Genomic DNA, 17,104 nt, shown 5'->3' with positions numbered 1-17,104 from the left:
TGCACCGCACGCTCTCCCGACCTACCCCGCAGGACATGGACGCACGTTCACCACGCTCGGGTGTGAGCGACGACCGAGAAGCCGCCGGCGCATAGTGATCTCGAGCGCCGATCATCGGGTCCCCCGGGTGGACCAGGTTCGGACGAGGTCGGCGGTTGCGAGCAGCAGCATGATGACGATGGCGGTGAGGGCGACCACGGCGGCGACGGTCGCGGTGTCGCGGTCGGCCACCGAGCCCGCGAGGACGGCGCCGACACCGGGGTAGTTGAAGAGGGTTTCGACGACCAAGGCGCCACCGAAGAGCATGCCGACGGAGGTCGCATACCCGGCGACGATCGTGGGAGCGGCGAAGGGCAGCATATGCCGGAGCAGGATGACGCGGCGCGGAAGACCGTCCAGCACAGCACTTTCCACATGCGGAGCGGCGGCGACATCGAGGAGCGCAGACCGCACCACCCGCGTGTTCCAGCCGATCTGGGGAATCGCCAGCGCCAACACCGGAAGCACCAGCATCTCGGGTCCCGCCGGGAATCCGGAGCGATCGGTGATCGTCACGGCGGGCAGCCAGCCGGTGGCCAGGGAGAACACCAGGATCAGCACGGTGCCGCAGACGAATTCGGGAACGGCGACGGCAATGGTCGTGGTCGGCTGCAGGATTCGCGAACCGAAGGCCTTCGGCCGCATCGCCCACCAGCAGCCGAGAGCCAGCGAGCACACCACCGTGAGCAGCAGGGCGATCCCGCCGAGCAGCAGCGTCTGCGGAAACTTGTCGGCGAGCATGTCCCCGATCGAGTTACCGCGTGCGGTCCGGCCGAAGTCACCGGTCAGCACACCGGTGATCCAGTGCCAGAACTGCACCGGCAGTGCGCGGTCCAGACCGAGCTCGTGTTCCTTGGCCGCGAGCTCGGCCGCACCGGCCTCCCTGCCCAGCACCGAGCGGGCCGCGCTGCCCGGCAGCAGGTCCACCGCGACGAACACGATGGCCAGCAGCGTCACCAGCAGCACGACCCGGCGCAGCGCGGGCAGGGCGAACGCTTTCACGGCACTCACGCCAACCAGGCACGTTCCAGCTGGACGCGGGCGAAACCGCCGAGGGTCGGCAGCCCGCGCACGGACGCGGCGGCGATGTCGACACCGTCGGCCATGCCCCACACCAGGTAGCCGCCGCGCTCGAACTCGATGCGCTGCAACTCACGCACGGCACGGCCGTATTCGTCGCCCGTCGTGGCGAGCGCCTTGGCGTTGGCCGCATCGAATTCGGGGTCGCGGAAGGCGGTTTCGTTGCGGTTCGAGCCCGAGGTCATCAGCTTGTCGGCCAGGAACAGCACCGAATCGTTGGTACCCCAGGACACGGTGTAGAGCGGGGCGTTCAACCAGGTCTGGTCGTAGAACGCGCCCGACTCGGCCACCTGCACGTCGAGGCGGACACCGATCTCGGCGAGCTGGGTGGCGATCACCTTCGCCGACTCGACCTCACCGGGCACCTCGGCCTTGGTGACGAACGGGTAGCTGCGCCCGGTATCGAAATTCGCTTCGCGCAGCAGGGTTTTCGCGCGCTCGATATCGCGGCTGCGGCGCAGCGAGGTGTCGTAGAGCGGGTCGGCGGTGCCGAGCACATCGGCGGCGACCGTGCCGAACCCGGAGTGCACCTGGTTGACCAGCGCTTCCCGGTCCACGCCCAGCCGCAACGCGGTGCGCACCCGCGCGTCGGCGAACGGCCCGTCGGCGGCGCGCATCGCGACACCGAGCATGGTGTCGTCCGGGCGGCGGATCACCTGCAGATCGCCACGACCTGCGGCGGTGCGGCCCGCGATGGCACCGACATTGGAGGCCAGGTCGATCTGCCCACCGAGCACCGCGTTGCCGAGCGCGGTGACGCTGTCGAACATGGTCACCTCGATGGCGTCCAGCGACGGCGGGGTGCCGTGCCAGTTCTCGTTGCGCACCAGGCGGGCGTTGCCGTTCTGGTAGGACTCGAGCCGGAACGGACCGGAGCCGACGCCGGCGGCGAAGTCGGTGGTGCCCTGCGGGACGGTGAAGGTCATCAGCCGAAGCAGCAGCGGCAGTTGGGTATTGGGTGCGGGCACGGTGAACACCACGCGGTTCGGTCCGTCGGCGACGATGTCGTTCTCGGCGACCGGCATCTTCGACGCCCCGCCCACCGACCGCAGCCGCCGCATCGACCACACCACGTCATCGGCGGTGACCGGCGCGCCGTTGTGGAACTTGGCGCCCTCGGCGATGGTGAAGGTCCAGCGGCGGTTCTCGGCGTCGGCCTCCCACCGTGCGGCCAGGCGCGGCACGACATTCGGGTTGTCGCCGGGGACGGTCAGCGCGTCGTAGACGAGGGAGGCGATCAGGAAGTCGCTCTCGTTGCTGAGATTGGCGTGCGGATCGCGTTCACTGCGCGCGGCGGTACCGAGCGCGCCGACGCGCAGCGTGCCGCCCGGCTTGACGGTTCCGTTCGACTCCTCACCGCTGGTGCACGCCGCGGCCAGCAGCACTGCGGTGAGACCGATGCCGGATTGCAGCAACTGCCTGCGTGTGAAACCCATGGTGTTCCTCCTCGAGCGGCGGGCGCCGGACCCCTTCACCGGGCGCCGCAAACTAGGCGAGGCTAGCCTAAAACAGTAGCCCGGTGGTGGTCTTCCTTTCGACCGAGTCCGTTCCGCCACGCCGCCCACGGCCCCCGATTCAGCGACTGCCAGCGACTTCGGGTAGAAATCAGGCCCATACCCATAAGCTATTTGCCATGAGAGCATGTTAGGTAAGTCTTGCCTAATCCATTGCCAGGCACTACCTTCGCTCATCGAGTCTCCACCACCCGCGTTCGACCGATGCGAAGAAGGGAAGGCCGGTGAAAAGCGTTCTCTCCGAACGTAAAACGATTCACCTGCACGACATCGAGTACCGCGAGTTCGAGCCGGACGCCGCCAAGGCCGTTCGCCGCCTCGCCGCCGACATCCGACATCAACTGAGTGACCCACCGCACACCGAGACCCTGCACGACGCCGCCCTGCTGGCCGAGATCGATCGCCGCGCCGGCGAACTCCCGGCATCCGTGCGACACGCCGTTCGCCCACCCGCCACCGCGGCGGGTGCGACCGTGGTGCGCGGCCTGCCGGTGAGCGACGCCGAATTCGGCCCGACGCCTGCGGATTGGCAGAGCGCGGCCGTGTCGGCGGGCGACCCGACCCATCACGGCTCGCTCGAACTCGACATCATCCTGCTGCTGCTCGCCCGGTGCGCGGGTGACCTGTTCGGCTGGCTCGGTCAGCAGAACGGGCGGCTGGTCAACAACATCGTGCCCGCCGTCGGACACGAGCACGAACAGTCCGGCGCGAGCAGCGCGACGCTGCTGAGCCCGCACTCCGAGGACGCCTTCCACGCCGAACGCGCCAATCTGCTGATGCTGGCGTGCGTGCGCAATCCGGATCGGGTGGCTACCACCGTGTCCTCGATCCGCGAGGTGGAACTCAGCGACGAGGACCGCCGCATCCTGGCCACCCCTACGGTGCCGATCCTGCCCGATGTCTCCTACGGCACCGACTTCGGATCGTTCGCGCCACCGCTGCCTACCGTCTGGGTGGACGAAAACGGTTGCGACACCATCAGATACGACCCCGCCTATACCCCGCTCGACGACGCCGACCCGGCGTTCCGCGCGGCCTACGCCCGGCTCACCGCCGAACTCGCGCGTGTCTGTCACGCTCCGGCGCTGGCTCCCGGCGAGCTCCTGCTCGTCGACAACGATGTGGCCGTGCACGGCCGGGTGCCGTTCCGCGCCCGCTACGACGGCACCGATCGGTGGCTCAAGCGCGTCAATATCCGCCTGCCGGAACGTCGTCGGCGGAGCGAGGAAGCGTCCGAGAATGGGTACGGGCAAGAGGTGATCGCGCCGTATCGGGCGCGCACCGATCGGACGGCAGGGCAGGACAGTGCAGATGAACGAGGATCCGTTGAACAACCGTGACCGCAGCGTCGGGCTCCGAGTGCTCTCGCGCAGCGATCTGGCCGATGTGCCGATCACGCCCGCCGAGGTGGTACGGGCCGTCGAGGAGGCCTATCTCGCCTTCGCCGCGGGCGAATCCGACAACCCGCGCAAGTTGAGCGTCGCCGATCCGGGTGGCTCGTCGGTGTCGTACGCGATGCTCGGCCGCGACGGTCGCCGCCGCGTGGTGGCGATGAAGACCTCCTACAAGTTCGACCCGGGTCACGACCGCAGCACCAAGCGGTACTACACCACCATCACCCTCTACGACGACACCACCGGCGCCCCCATCGCGATGATGGACTGTGCCCGGGTGGGCGCGTTGCGCACTCCGGCGGTGTCGGCACTGCTGGTGCGCGAGACGGTCCGCCGTGGTGCCGAGAGCGCGTTGCTCATCGGTACCGGAACGCAGGGGCGCAACGCGCTGCCACACCTGCTCGCGGCGAATCCGCAGCTACGCAAGCTGATGGTGTACGGCACGCACGCCGAGGGCTTGGCGGCGGTGCACGCGCAGCTGGCCGCCGAGGTGCCGCACGCGGTGCTGGAACAGGTGGACGATCCGTACGCAGCGGCACCCACCGCCGACGTGGTGCTGGCGACGGCCGGTCCCGGCACGGAGGTCGCGCTCGAATCCTCGCATCTGGCACCGGGTTCCGTCGCGGTGCTCGTGGGCTACGGGCTGGCACCGTCGACGTTGGTCGACGCCGATCGGGTGGTGGCGACCAGCGCCGCACAGATGGCGCTGACCGGCACCGACATGGCGGGACCGGACGGCACGCTGCGCTCGGTCGACGCCGAACTCCCCCAGATCCTCACCCGCGCGGCCACGGCCCGTCGCTCCGAAGACGAGAAGATCTTCGTCTACAACAGCGGGCTGGTGCTCACCGATATCGCGGTCGCCCATGCGCTGGCGGCGCGCGCGATCGCCGAGGGGCGAGGTACGGAGGTGCCGCTGTGGGACTAGCCGGCGTCGACTCCGCCCAGGTAGCCGACGAATTCCGTTCGGGCACAGTCGATGGCCTGTCCCATTGCGCACCGCCGATGCCCGCCTACATCGATGCGGTGGAGCAACGTCTGCTCGATGATCCACTGCTGCTCGGCGACATCGCCGAAGCGGTCGGTGGACCGTTCCACGTGCTGTTTCCGGAGCGGGTCACGGTGAACGTCAAGGCCTTTCAGGCGACGTTCACCGACGCCGGTGTCGACGGGTTCGTCTATTTCGGGAAGAAGGCGAACAAGGCGGCATGTGTGGTCCGTGCGTGCGCGGAGGCCGGTGCCGGCGTGGATGTGGCCAGTACCGGCGAGTTGGTCGCGGCACTGGCGCAGGGCGTGCGCGGCGAGGATCTGATGGTCACCGGGCCCGCCAAGTCCGACGATCTACTGTGGCTGGCCGCACGTCATGGCGCGCTCATCGCGATCGATGCCGTCGACGAACTCGACCGGCTCGCCGCGCTCGACCTGCCTGCCCGGATCGTGCTTCGTGTGCTGCCGGAGGGATCGACGAGCCGGTTCGGTCTGGATCCTCAGGAACTCACGCAGACGATCGGAGCAATTACCCCGGGCGGGCCGATCAGCTTGTCCGGCTTCAGCTTCCATCTGTCCGGTTACGACGCCACCGCCCGCGCCGAACAAGCCACGGCCCTGGTCGACCACTGCCTGAGGGCACGATCCGAGGGCCATCCCGCCGACCTCATCTCGATCGGCGGCGGCTTCGGCGTGGACTACCTCGATGCCGATTCATGGTCGTGCTTCCGGGAAACACTCACCGACAACTGGTTTCACGGCAGCGCGCCGACGGAGGACTACTACCCCTATCATTTCCCGTCACCGGGTGCAGACATGCTCGGCGCCGTCCTTGCACACAACGGCCTCGCGAAAAGCTTGCGTGACGACGGCATACGCGTGGCTGTCGAGCCGGGACGCGCTCTGCTCGATCGCGCGGGCAGTTCCGTCTTCCGCGTGCAAGGCGTGAAAACCCGTACGACACAGGGTCACCCGTACGACATCCTCACCGTCGACGGCACCAGCCTGAGCCTGTCCGAACAGTGGTTCGCCAGCGAATATCTGCCCGACCCGGTGCTGTGGCCGCAGCGACCCGGCACCACGACCCCCACCTGCGTGGGCGCGACAACCTGCCTGGAATCCGATCTGCTCAGCAGGCGGCGCATCCCGCTGCCCCGCCGAGCTCGCGTCGGTGACCTGCTGATCTACCCGAACACCGCCGGGTATCAGATGGATTCCAACGAGTCACCGTTCCACGAACTCCCCCTGCCGCCCAAGGTCGTGCTGCGTGAGCGCGCCGACCGGCTGCGCTGGACCCTCGACGACACTTCCCGCTGACCCCCTTCCGATGGAGGAAACCCCATGGCTCTCGTCACGCGCGTGACGGATCTGATCGGCCGCACTCCGCTGTTCGAGCTGGCCGTCACCGACAGCGGCACCCGCCTGCTGCTCAAGCTCGAACAGTTCAACCCCACCGGCGCAGCCAAGATCCGGATGGCCCGCTCGATGGTCGACGATGCCGAGCGGCGCGGTTTGCTGCGCGATGGCGGGCATATCATCGAATCTACGTCCGGCAATACCGGGCTCGGCTTGGCGGTGGTCGCGGCCGAACGTGGCTATCGGTTCACCGCCGTGGTCGACAACCACGCCTGTAGGGACAAACTGCGCGCGATGAAGGCCATGGGCACCGACCTGGTGTTCGTCGCCGACGACGGTGACGACGAACTGGCCACCTCGGCACGGGAGGACCTCGCCGAGGCGATGGCCGCTGCCCGCGACGACGCCTTCTTCACCGAACAGCACAACAACGACGCCAACGCCGTCGGCTACTACGCGGTCGCCGAGGAATTGCTGGCCGAGGTGGAGCGGGTCGACATCCTGCTGTCGGCGGTCGGTACCGGCGGGTCGCTGTTCGGCACCGCCACCCGCCTGCGTGAACTCGGCTGCGTACCGAAGGTGATCGGGGTGGAGCCGGTCGGGTCCATCGCCTTCGGCGGCGAGGGCGGCCCGTACTGGCAGTCGGGCACCGGCACCCCGCCGGGCGCGACCATCGGCACCGCGGTCGACTACAGCCTGCTCGACGAGGGTGTGAAGGTGAGCGATGTCGACGCGTTCGCCACCGCCCGCGCCGTCGCCAGGACACACGGTCTGCTGATCGGTGGTTCCGCGGGCGGTTCGGTGCACAATGCTCTGGCCCGGCTCGAGGAATTCCCGGCCGGTTCCACCGTGGTCACCATCGTGTGCGACGGTGGCGAGAAGTACTTGGACACCGTGTTCGACGACGACTGGATGAGCGCGCGCGAGCTGCTCGACCCGGCCGCCGAATGCGAGGTCACCACACTGCTGCGCCGGTACTCACCGCTGCGGCGCCACGACGAACTGATGGAGGTCAGGTGAGCGCGATCGCGCGCGAAACGGAGACCGGGGAGCGCTGGTGAACGGTAAGAACACCGACACCAGCGCACTGGCCAAGCTGGCGACGCCGATCGCGTTGACCCAGCTGGCCCAGATCGCGGTGTCCACCACCAATCTCGTGCTGATGGGCACGCTCGGTGTCGCGCAGGTCGCGGCGGGCGGCCTGGCGCTGGTGTTGTTCAACCAGATCCGCACCATGTGCGTCGGCCTGATCACCGGCACCGGAAATCAGATCGCCGGTGCTCTCGGCGCGGCGGGCAAACGCGGCGAGTCGGCCGACGACGAGGTGCGCGCGGTGGTCCGGGCGGCGTTCGTCATCGCCACCATCGCCGGCCTGCTCGGTGGTGCGGTGCTGATCGGTCTCGGCTGGGCCCTGTCGTGGCTCGGGCAGGACACCGCCGTTCTCGATCTGGCCCGGCCGATGATGATCGCGCTGGCACCCGGCCTGCTGCCGTGCCTGTGGTTCCAGGTGTTGCGCCAGTACACCGTGGGCATGCAGCGTCCCCAGGCCTTGCTGATGGTGACGCTCGGTTCGGTCGTGCTGAACCTGGTGCTCGCGCTCGCCTTCATCCACGGCTGGGCGGGCATCCCCGCCTCCGGTCTGACCGGCGTCGGCATCGCCACCTCGCTGGTCTTCCTGATCACCTTCGGGGTGTTCTGGGCGATGGTGCGCCGCGACGAACAGCTCGGCGCCACCCTGCCGCGGACCCCGTGGCCGGTGCGCTGGGCGACCGTGCGCGAGGAACTTCGCCTCGGCACACCCATCGCCCTGACCTACGGTTCCGAGGCGGGCATGTTCTCGGTGCTCGCGCTGGTGATGGGGAGTTTCGGCCCGGCCGCCCTGGCCGCGCACAATGTCGTGTACCAGATCATCTACATCGTCTTCCAGGTCGCGATCGGCCTGTCGCACGGTGCGTCGATCCTGGTCAGCCATGCCGTGGGCCGCGACGAGTACAGCCACGCCAAGTCGCTGGCCTGGCTTGCCCTGCGCCATGCGGGCGTGCTCGCCATCGTCACGGGGGCGGTCTACGTCCTTGCCCCCGACGTGGTGCTCGCGCCGTTCCTCGACACCTCCGACACCGCGACCGTCGAGATCGCCCACACGCTGTTGCTCATCGGCATCGTTCTGCAGTTCTTCGACGCCGCCCAGAACATCGGGACGGGCCTGCTGCGCGGGCTCAAGGAAACCTCCGCGGGCTTCCGGCTCTCGCTCGTCGGTTACTGGGGTGTCGGCATCCCGGCCGCCCTGCTGTTCGCGTTCCCGCTACATCTCGGGGCGGCGGGCGTCTGGTGGGGCCTCACGGCAGGCCTGGCCACGACGGCAGCGCTCATGCTCCGCAAGTACTTCAGCCTGCTCGACCAGGCGAGTACGACTCCGCTCCCGCGCATTCCCGCGACCCAGGCAGGATGACGGGCGGCGGTCGCCAGGACCGCCGCCCGTTCGTCGTGCGAAACCGTCAGATATTCACGCCGTAATCGCGGGCGATCCCCGCGAGACCGGACGCGTATCCCTGGCCGATGGCGCGGAACTTCCACTCGTTGTTGTGCCGGTACAGCTCGCCGAAAACCATCGCGGTCTCGGTCGAGGCGTCCTCGGACAGGTCGTAGCGGGCCAGCTCGACACCGGTGTTCGCATCGGTCACCCGGATGTAGGCATTGCGGATCTGTCCGAAGGACTGCCCCCGCGCCTGGGCGTCGTGGATCGACACGGGAAAGAAGATGTTCGTGATCGACGGCGGCGTGGCGGCCAGGTCGACATTGATCACCTCGTCGTCACCGTCGCCCTCACCGGTCAGGTTGTCACCGGTGTGCTCGATGGTCCCCTCGGGCGAACGCAGGTTGTTGTAGAACACGAAATGCTGGTCCGACAGCACCTTCAGGTTGGCCCCGGTCGCCAACGCACTGGCATCGAGATCGTGGTCGGCGCCGGTGGTGGTCCGCACGTCCCAGCCGAGACCGACTGCGACCTTGGTGAGGTTGTCGGTCTGCTTCGACAGCGAGACATTGCCGCCCTTGGCGAGTGAGACGCTCATGAAAACCCTTCTGTCCTGATCGTGTTCAGTGCTGCTGCTCGGCCCAGGTGCGCAAGGTCTCGACCCGGCCCTCCAGGGCGCGCAGCTCGGTGTCGTCGAGAACCGTTCGCTGGATGCCCCGGTCCACCGCGAAGGCCGACTGACGGTGGTCGTCGATCACATCGACGTCGATCCGCACGGCGGCGTAGTCCTCGGCCTCGGGCATCTGCTCGGCGATCACCGTCGCCCGGCCACGGGCCGACAACGCCACATTGCCGCCACCCAGGATCAGCAACGCCACCTCGGGCCGCTCCCGCAACCGGGCGAGCGACCCACGATTGGTGCGCAGGCTGATGAGGATGCGCCGGTCGCCCGCGCGCACCGGCCAGGAAACCGGAATGGCGTGCGGGGCGGGATCGGTGGTGACCAGTACCGCGATGGTTTCCTGTGGCCACACCGGCAACACGTCGAGTTCGGGATGATCTGTCAACTCGCCGTGTTCTACCGGATCGACTTCTGTTGCCATCTACCTCACCTCGACGATCGTCGGACACCCCAGCCCGCCGCGAACAGCGAGCTCGCCACCGAGTCTAAAGCGCTGTGCCACTTGCCGCTAACGTCTCGGCAGCGATCGCTGGGCATTCACCCGACCAAGATCGTTAGCCGTCGGGTAGCTGTGTACCGCACTCGGGTTCGACCGGAACCGATCTCGCGGTGTCGCGCGTGGTCAGCGCGGCCAGTGGGCGCGCCAGTCCTCGGCCGTCAGCGGTAACCGCTCCCCGCGCGCCGATTCCGCCGCGTCCTCGGCCGCACGGATGGCCGAGGCGAAATCGAGAGTGGCCTTGCGCAGGCGTTCCTCGGCGGAGTCCGGGCCACCCAGCTCCACCGTGCGCAGTGCGCCGGGGACCAGGTCGTCGGGCAGGCCGGCGCGGGCGCTGCGGGACCGAACCTTTTCGGCGAGCGCGAGGGCGGGCTGTGCCATGGCGATGCCGTCGAGGCAGGAGCGGCGGGCCTTCTCGGCGGATTTGCGCTCCTCCCAGGCCTTTTCCTGCGCGGCGATCTTCTCGGCCACCGAGATGCCGGGCGGCAGGTCGGCCTCGATCAGGTGCGGACTGCGGTGGACCAGCTTGCCGACGAGCGCAGCCGCCACGTCGTCGACGGTGAATTCGCCTGCGGCTTCGGCGATCCGGGAGTGGAACAGCACCTGCAGCAGCAGGTCGCCGAGTTCCTCCTTAATGGTCTCGTAGTCGCCGGAGCCGATGGCGTCGAGCAGTTCGTAGGTTTCCTCGAGCAGGTAGGGGCGCAGCGAATCGTGGGTCTGGGTGGTTTCCCAGCCGCCGAAGTGCCACAGCCGGTCCATCACCCGAACGGCGTCGGCCAGGCCCGCCGCGACGACGGCGGTATCGGCCGCTTCCTGCGCCTCGCTCATACGCTCGCCTCGGCGGGCACCGAAAGATCCACCATCCCTTGTGGTTTGCCGTCGAGCACGAGCAGCAGGTCGGCGACGAATTGCAGCACCGCGACATCGCGGACCCGGTCGGCGCCGACACTGTCGGTGACCCGCGGCAGCGGCAACTGCACCATTCCGCTGGCCGCCCGGTAGGTGGCGCTGGGGTAGATCCGCTTGAGCCGCATCTGTTTCGAGTCGGGCAGATTCAACGGGGCGATCTTCAATGTCGAGCCGGTGACCACGATCTCGGACACCTCGTACTCGCGTGCCAGCAGCCGCAGCTTCGCCACCGACACCAACCTGCCGACCTCCACCGGCACCGGCCCGTACCGGTCGACGAGCTCCTCGACGACGGCTGCCAGCGCCGAATCGTCCTGCGCGGAGGCGAGTTTGCGGTATGCCTCGAGCCGCAGCCGGTCGCTGGCGATGTAGTCGGGCGGGATGTGCGCGTCGACCGGCAGGTCGATCCGCACCTCCTTGATCTCCTCGGTGACGATCGGTTTGCCGTCGGCCGCGGCCCGGTAGGCCTCCACCGCCTCACCGACCAGCCGCACGTACAGATCGAAACCGACGCCCGCCACGTGACCGGACTGTTCGGCGCCGAGCACGTTGCCCGCGCCACGGATCTCGAGGTCCTTCATCGCCACCGCCATACCGGCGCCGAGATCGGAGTTCTGGGCGATGGTCGCCAACCGGTCGTATGCGGTCTCGGTGAGCGGCTTCTCCGGCGGGTAAAGGAAGTAGGCGTACCCGCGCTCGCGCGAACGACCGACCCGGCCGCGCAACTGGTGCAGCTGCGAAAGGCCGAGGGAGTCGGCGCGTTCCACGATCAGGGTGTTGGCATTGGAGATGTCGAGACCGGTCTCGATGATCGTCGTGCACACCAGCACGTCGTATTCGCGCTCCCAGAAACCCTGCACGGTGCGCTCGAGCTGGTCCTCGTTCATCTGCCCGTGCGCCACGACCACCCGCGCCTCGGGCACCAGATCACGAATCTTCTTGGCGGCCTTGTCGATCGAGGACACCCGGTTGTGCACGTAGAACACCTGACCGTCGCGCATCAGCTCGCGGCGGATGGCGGCGGTGACCTGCTTGTCGTTGTAGGCGCCCACGTAGGTGAGCACCGGATGACGTTCCTCGGGCGGGGTGAGGATGGTCGACATCTCGCGGATGCCGGCCAGGCTCATCTCCAGGGTGCGCGGAATCGGGGTGGCCGACATGGTGAGCACGTCGACGTGGGTACGCAGCGCCTTGATGTGCTCCTTGTGTTCCACACCGAAGCGCTGCTCCTCGTCGACGATCACCAGGCCGAGGTCCTTCCAGCGGACCCCGGTCTGCAGCAGCCGGTGGGTGCCGACCACGATGTCGACCGATCCGTCGGCCATCCCGGCCAGGATCTCCTTGGAGTCGGACGCGTCGGTGAAGCGCGAGAGGCCCCTCACTGTCACCGGGAAGCCCGCCACCCGCTCGGTGAAGGTCTGCAGGTGCTGCTGGGCCAGCAGGGTGGTGGGGACGAGCACCACCACCTGCTTGCCGTCCTGCACCGCCTTGAACGCCGCGCGCACCGCGATCTCGGTCTTGCCGTAGCCGACGTCGCCGCAGACCACGCGGTCCATCGGGACGGGCTTCTCCATATCGGCCTTCACATCGGTGATGGCGGTCATCTGGTCGACGGTCTCGGTGAACGCGAACGCGTCTTCCATCTCCTGCTGCCACGGGGTGTCCGGGCCGAAGGCGTGTCCCGGCGCGGCCTGGCGGGCGGCATAGAGTTGCACCAGTTCACCGGCGATCTCGCGAACGGCCTTGCGCGCCTTGCGTTTGGTGTTCGCCCAGTCCGAACCGCCCAGCTTGGACAGGCTCGGCAGCTCGCCGCCGACGTAGCGGGAGAGCTGATCGAGCGACTCCATCGGCACGAACAACCGGTCGCCGGGCTGGCCGCGCTTGCTCGGCGCGTACTCGATCACCAGGTATTCGCGGCGCGCACCGCCGACGGTGCGTTCGATCATCTCGACGAAGCGGCCGATGCCGTGCTGGTCGTGGACCACCATGTCGCCGGCCGACAGCGCCAGCGGGTCGACCTGGTTGCGGCGCTTGGCGGGCAGCCGCTTGCCCTCGCTCGGCGCGGTGACCCGGTTGCCGGTGAGATCGGATTCGGCGACCACGACCAGGCCCGCGTCGTCGAAGATCAGCCCGTCGTGCAGCGAACCGCACAGCACACCGACCACGCCCGGCTCCGGAACCGCCCCCGCCGGAAGGAGTGCGGCGGGCACCTCGGCCTCACCGAGCCGTTCCAGCACACGCTGGGCGGTGCCGTGCCCGGTGACCACCACGACGGCACGCCCACCGGTCGCCACGTGCGCGCGCAGCGAGGCGAAGATGGTCGCGACCAGATCCTCCGACCCACGCGCGGTCGGGCCCGCCAGCACCGGCAGGTTCACCTCGACCGGATCGCCGGAACTCAGCGGGCTCAACGTCCACCACGGCAGCCCGAGTTCGTCTGCGCTGCCGTGCAATTCGGGCAGCGAACGGTAACCGGAGGCGGCCAGGTCGAGACCGTGCGCGCCGAGCGGGGCGTCGCTGCCGAAGGAAGCCGCCGTCCAGGAGGCCTCGAGGAATTCCTCGCCGGTGCGCACCAGATCGGCCGCGCGGGTACGGATCTTCTCCGGGTCGCACAGCAGCAGGTGGGTGCCCTCGGGCAGAGCCTCGGTGAGCAGGCTCAGCTTGCCGGGCGCCAGGACGGGAAGCAGCGCCTCCATGCCGTCGACCGGGATGCCCTCGGCGATCTTGTCGAGCATTTCGACGAGCGCGGCGTCGGCGGCATTGTCGACCGCGACCGCGGCGGCGCGTTCGCGCACCGGCTCGGTGAGCAGCAGTTCGCGGCACGGCTGGGCCACGACCACCTCGACGCTCAGATCGTCGATGGAGCGTTGATCGGCGACGGCGAACGGGCGGAGCTCGGTGACCTCGTCGCCCCAGAACTCCACGCGCACAGGATGATCGGCGGTGGGCGGGAACAGGTCGAGGATGCCGCCGCGCACCGCGAACTCGCCACGCTTGCCGACCATGTCGACACGGGTGTAGGCGAATTCGACCAGGCGCGCGAGCAGGGCGTCGAAGTCGTGGTCCTCGCCGACGCGCAACACGATGGGCTCGATATCGCCGAGGCCCGCCGTCATCGGCTGCATCAGCGACCGCACCGTGGTGACCACCACACGCAGCGGTTCCGGGTACACCGGGTCGTCGGGGTGGGCGAGCCTGCGTAGCACCTCGAGTCTGCGCCCGACCGTGTCGGGTCCGGGTGAGAGACGTTCGTGCGGCAGCGTCTCCCAGGACGGGAACATCGCCACCGAGTCGCCGAGCATCTCGGCCAGCTCGACGGTCAGGTCGTCGGCCTCGCGGCCGGTCGCCGTGACGACGACCAGCGGACGCTGGGCGGCCACGGTGCTCGCGACGAACGCGCGCACCGCCGAGGGGGCGACCAGTTCCACCCCGGACTTGCCGACCAGATCGGCCACCGTCCGCAGCGCGGCATCACCCCCAGCCGCCTCGGCCAGACCGGCGAGCGGGGGACGAAGGGAGGACATGAACGCTCCTGAATGCGCAGACGGGATGGTCGAGGAGGACGTAGCAAAGTCTAGTCACCGGGTCCGACATCTCCCCGAGCTGGGCGAGACTCCGCCCACGCGGCGTAGGGTCGCAAGCGTGAGTCTGGCTCAACGTGAACGCCACGCCCTTGTTCGGTCGGCACTCGCGGCGGGTGCCGAAGCGCCGACGCTGTGCGGCACCTGGACCGTCTACGACCTCGCCGCCCACCTGGTTGTGCGCGAACGCAGGCCCGATGCCGCGCTCGGCATCCTCCTGAAGCCGATGGCGGGCTACCTCGACAGACAACAGGCCAAGATCCGGCAGCGCCCGTTCCCGGAGCTCGCCGAGCAGATCCGCACCGGTCCACCGCTGTGGTCACCGCTGCGCCCGGTCGACGCGATGGTGAACTTGACCGAGATGTTCATCCACCACGAAGACATCCGCCGCGGCGAACCAGGTTGGGAACCAAGGCAATTGGCCGATACCGACGAGCAGCGGCTGTGGCGGGCGCTGCGGGCGATCGCCCGGGCGAACTACCGCAGGTCGCCCGTGCCGCTGGTGCTGGCCACGCCGGACGGTGAACGGATCACCGCGCACGCGGGCACCGGCGACGCGGTGGTGCTCACCGGCCCGCCGTCGGAACTGCTGCTGCACGCCTTCGGTCGCGACGAGGTGCGGATCGAGGCGAGCGGACCCGACGCCGACGTGCGGGCCGTGCTCGCCACCGACCGCAGCGTCTAGACCACGTAGCGGCGCAACCGGCGCGCCGCGAACTCCCGGAAATACGACAGCTTCTCGGGCGGAACGATCGAGGGCAGCAGGAAATACCAGGCCCGTTCCATCCGGGTGGCCATCTGATCCATCGACTCGGTGCCCACCGCGACGATGTGCACGCCCGCGGTGAGTTCCTGCAGCAACAGCCCGACCACCTCGGCGTCGAGATCGGCGAGCAGATCGCCCTGGGAGATCGCCCGCTCCGACAGCACCCGGTAGGTCTCACCCCAGGTCTTGGCGATGTTGTCGCCCTGGGCGCCCCGATAGTCACCGATCTGGTGGGTGAGTTTGAGCATCGCACCGACCATCGGATCGTTCATCGACAGATCGGCGACCACATAGGTGATGCCGATGCACGCCTCGAGCGCGGGCACCCGGGAATCGAAGAAACCCTGACACGACCCGATGAGCCGTTCGTTGCCCTGATCGACCACCGCCCGTGCCAGCTCCTCCTTGGAGCCGAAGTGAAAGTACAAGGCGCCCTTGGTCACATTGGACTGCGCGATGATTTCGCTGAGGCTCGCGTTGGCGTAGCCCAAACGGAGAAAGACATCGGCAGCGCCAGCAAGGACGGAGTCGCGGGTGATCTCCGCGCGCGCTTGCCTAGCCATCAGATCCGCCTGTCATCCAATAATCCAGCCATCCTGAAGTAGACCGACATCCCGAAATTGATCGACATACCGCCCGGCAGCACCCAAAAGGATGGGTGAACCGTACCACCAGACCCTTCGGGGGCACCCGAATCCTGGATTCGCTTCCGGCACGGGCGCTATCGACCGGTTACCCCGGCTTGGGCCCCGCGATGTTCGTATTCCATTCGGAGCTGAGACCCGGTTCGGCTTCCAAGTGGCTCAAACCGTTCCAGCACAGGTTCACCAGATGCGCCGCGACCACTTCCTTCGGCGGGGTGCGCTCGTCGAGCCACCAGGTGGCCGCCGTCGACACCATGCCGACGAGCGCCTGGGCGTAGAGCGGGGCGAGGCTGGTGTCGAGATCGCGGCGGGCGAAGTCGCCCGCGAGAATGTGCGCCACCTGATTGACGGCCTCGTTGAGCAGGCTCGAGTACCGGCCGTCGGCGTTGGGCGCCGGCTGGTCGCGCACCAGGATGCGGAATCCGTCGGTGCGTTCCTCGATGTAGGTGAGCAGCGCGAGCGCCACCTGTTCGAGCCGCAACCGCGACCGGTTCTGGGTGAGCGAGGAGGTGACCATGTCGAGCAGCATCGACATCTCGCGGTCGACCACCACCGCGTAGAGCCCTTCCTTACCCCCGAAATGCTCGTAGACCACCGGCTTGGACACCTGCGCACGCTGCGCGATCTCCTCGATCGACGTGGCGTCGTAGCCCCGCTCCGCGAACAACGCGCGACCGATCTCGATCAACTGCTGGCGCCGCTGCGTACCGGTCATTCTCGGCCTGGCCACCCGACCCGGATCACTAGAAGACAACTTCCCTGCCTCTCCACCACCTGCCGGACCCACCACCCCCAACTGTCTCAGACCGCACAACGCCACCACATCCCCACCCTGCCGACGACTGATCTCGCGAGCACATGGGTAACTCGTCGGGTACCGGCTGACCAGGCCACTTCCGCACGCTTGCCGCGTTTCCGACTCGTCCCGCACCTGAGTCCGGCCAAAATTCGCGGAGTGGCGGGCAAGCCAAAATTCGCGGAGAGGCGGACTGCTATGCGAGGATCATGGCCGTGCCGTAGCACAGTGGTGGGCTCTGACAGCCCACTGGTGTGGCGATCCGCCGTAGTGTAATGGCAGCACCTCTGATTTTGGTTCAGATAGTTCAGGTTCGAGTCCTGGCGGCGGAGCACACACGGGCACAGTGACGTATCGTCGGCCCGCACCCCATCACCGACCGACCGA

14 protein-coding genes and 1 tRNA gene are annotated in these 17,104 nt (G+C 68.2%); 7 read left to right on the top strand and 8 right to left on the bottom strand.

Annotated elements, in window-relative coordinates:
* Positions 1 to 111: 111 nt before the first annotated feature.
* Together AB0F86_RS12570 and AB0F86_RS12565 are read right to left on the bottom strand one after the other, a co-directional pair.
* On the bottom strand, positions 112 to 1,050 hold the full coding sequence (locus tag AB0F86_RS12570; protein ID WP_356985824.1) for an ABC transporter permease: 939 nt from the start codon (positions 1,048 to 1,050) through the stop codon (positions 112 to 114).
* Positions 1,047 to 2,555, bottom strand: coding sequence for an ABC transporter substrate-binding protein (locus tag AB0F86_RS12565; RefSeq protein ID WP_225278692.1), 1,509 nt, complete (start codon positions 2,553 to 2,555; stop codon positions 1,047 to 1,049). The genes AB0F86_RS12570 and AB0F86_RS12565 overlap by 4 nt, the downstream gene beginning before the upstream one ends.
* Before the next feature lie 302 nt (positions 2,556 to 2,857).
* Between AB0F86_RS12565 and AB0F86_RS12560 the strand changes: the two genes are divergently transcribed.
* From AB0F86_RS12560 to AB0F86_RS12540, 5 genes are read left to right on the top strand one after another with little or no spacing between them, the layout of a single operon-like run.
* Positions 2,858 to 3,973: a TauD/TfdA family dioxygenase gene (locus AB0F86_RS12560; protein ID WP_356985825.1), complete on the top strand. Its 1,116-nt coding sequence runs from the start codon at positions 2,858 to 2,860 to the stop codon at positions 3,971 to 3,973.
* Positions 3,945 to 4,955: an ornithine cyclodeaminase family protein gene (locus tag AB0F86_RS12555; RefSeq protein WP_356985826.1), complete on the top strand. Its 1,011-nt coding sequence runs from the start codon at positions 3,945 to 3,947 to the stop codon at positions 4,953 to 4,955. Before AB0F86_RS12560 ends, AB0F86_RS12555 begins: the two co-directional genes overlap by 29 nt.
* Positions 4,946 to 6,331, top strand: coding sequence for an alanine racemase (locus AB0F86_RS12550; RefSeq protein ID WP_356985827.1), 1,386 nt, complete (start codon positions 4,946 to 4,948; stop codon positions 6,329 to 6,331). Before AB0F86_RS12555 ends, AB0F86_RS12550 begins: the two co-directional genes overlap by 10 nt.
* Before the next feature lie 24 nt (positions 6,332 to 6,355).
* The gene (locus AB0F86_RS12545; protein ID WP_356985828.1) at positions 6,356 to 7,390 is read left to right on the top strand and encodes a cysteine synthase family protein; all 1,035 of its coding nucleotides are present in this window, start codon (positions 6,356 to 6,358) and stop codon (positions 7,388 to 7,390) included.
* 37 nt (positions 7,391 to 7,427) lie between these two features.
* Positions 7,428 to 8,819, top strand: a complete 1,392-nt coding sequence (locus AB0F86_RS12540) for an MATE family efflux transporter (RefSeq protein WP_356985829.1) — start codon at positions 7,428 to 7,430, stop codon at positions 8,817 to 8,819.
* A gap of 46 nt (positions 8,820 to 8,865) precedes the next feature.
* Here the strand turns inward: AB0F86_RS12540 and AB0F86_RS12535 are convergent, their stop codons facing one another.
* The 4 genes from AB0F86_RS12535 to mfd all read right to left on the bottom strand — a co-directional run bounded on the left by AB0F86_RS12535 (position 8,866) and on the right by mfd (position 14,454).
* Positions 8,866 to 9,441 carry a TerD family protein gene (locus AB0F86_RS12535; RefSeq protein WP_067485544.1) on the bottom strand — a complete coding sequence of 192 codons (576 nt, stop codon included), beginning with the start codon at positions 9,439 to 9,441 and terminating at the stop codon, positions 8,866 to 8,868.
* Between the two features lie 25 nt (positions 9,442 to 9,466).
* Positions 9,467 to 9,946 (bottom strand): pyridoxamine 5'-phosphate oxidase family protein, encoded by a 480-nt coding sequence (locus AB0F86_RS12530; protein WP_225278688.1) that lies wholly within the window; start codon positions 9,944 to 9,946, stop codon positions 9,467 to 9,469.
* Between the two features lie 201 nt (positions 9,947 to 10,147).
* Positions 10,148 to 10,849 carry a MazG family protein gene (locus AB0F86_RS12525; protein WP_181696667.1) on the bottom strand — a complete coding sequence of 234 codons (702 nt, stop codon included), beginning with the start codon at positions 10,847 to 10,849 and terminating at the stop codon, positions 10,148 to 10,150.
* Positions 10,846 to 14,454, bottom strand: coding sequence for a transcription-repair coupling factor (mfd, locus tag AB0F86_RS12520; RefSeq protein ID WP_356985830.1), 3,609 nt, complete (start codon positions 14,452 to 14,454; stop codon positions 10,846 to 10,848). The genes AB0F86_RS12525 and mfd overlap by 4 nt, the downstream gene beginning before the upstream one ends.
* Before the next feature lie 118 nt (positions 14,455 to 14,572).
* Here mfd and AB0F86_RS12515 point away from each other — a divergent pair, with 118 nt between their 5' ends.
* Positions 14,573 to 15,196 carry a TIGR03085 family metal-binding protein gene (locus AB0F86_RS12515; RefSeq protein ID WP_356985831.1) on the top strand — a complete coding sequence of 208 codons (624 nt, stop codon included), beginning with the start codon at positions 14,573 to 14,575 and terminating at the stop codon, positions 15,194 to 15,196.
* On the opposite strand, the gene AB0F86_RS12510 is transcribed toward AB0F86_RS12515, so the two are convergent.
* Both AB0F86_RS12510 and AB0F86_RS12505 read right to left on the bottom strand, forming a co-directional pair.
* Positions 15,193 to 15,840, bottom strand: coding sequence for a TetR/AcrR family transcriptional regulator (locus AB0F86_RS12510; protein WP_067485534.1), 648 nt, complete (start codon positions 15,838 to 15,840; stop codon positions 15,193 to 15,195). The genes AB0F86_RS12515 and AB0F86_RS12510 overlap by 4 nt on opposite strands.
* Before the next feature lie 169 nt (positions 15,841 to 16,009).
* Positions 16,010 to 16,636 (bottom strand): TetR/AcrR family transcriptional regulator, encoded by a 627-nt coding sequence (locus AB0F86_RS12505; RefSeq protein ID WP_181696670.1) that lies wholly within the window; start codon positions 16,634 to 16,636, stop codon positions 16,010 to 16,012.
* Positions 16,637 to 16,978: 342 nt separating this feature from the next.
* Between AB0F86_RS12505 and AB0F86_RS12500 the strand changes: the two genes are divergently transcribed.
* Positions 16,979 to 17,049, top strand: a tRNA-Gln gene (locus AB0F86_RS12500).
* The last annotated feature ends 55 nt before the right edge of the window (positions 17,050 to 17,104 follow it).

The organism is Nocardia sp. NPDC023733, assembly GCF_040639775.1.
Classification (GTDB): Bacteria; Actinomycetota; Actinomycetes; order Mycobacteriales; family Mycobacteriaceae; genus Nocardia; species Nocardia rosealba.
This window is presented reverse-complemented; position numbering and strand designations above follow the sequence as displayed.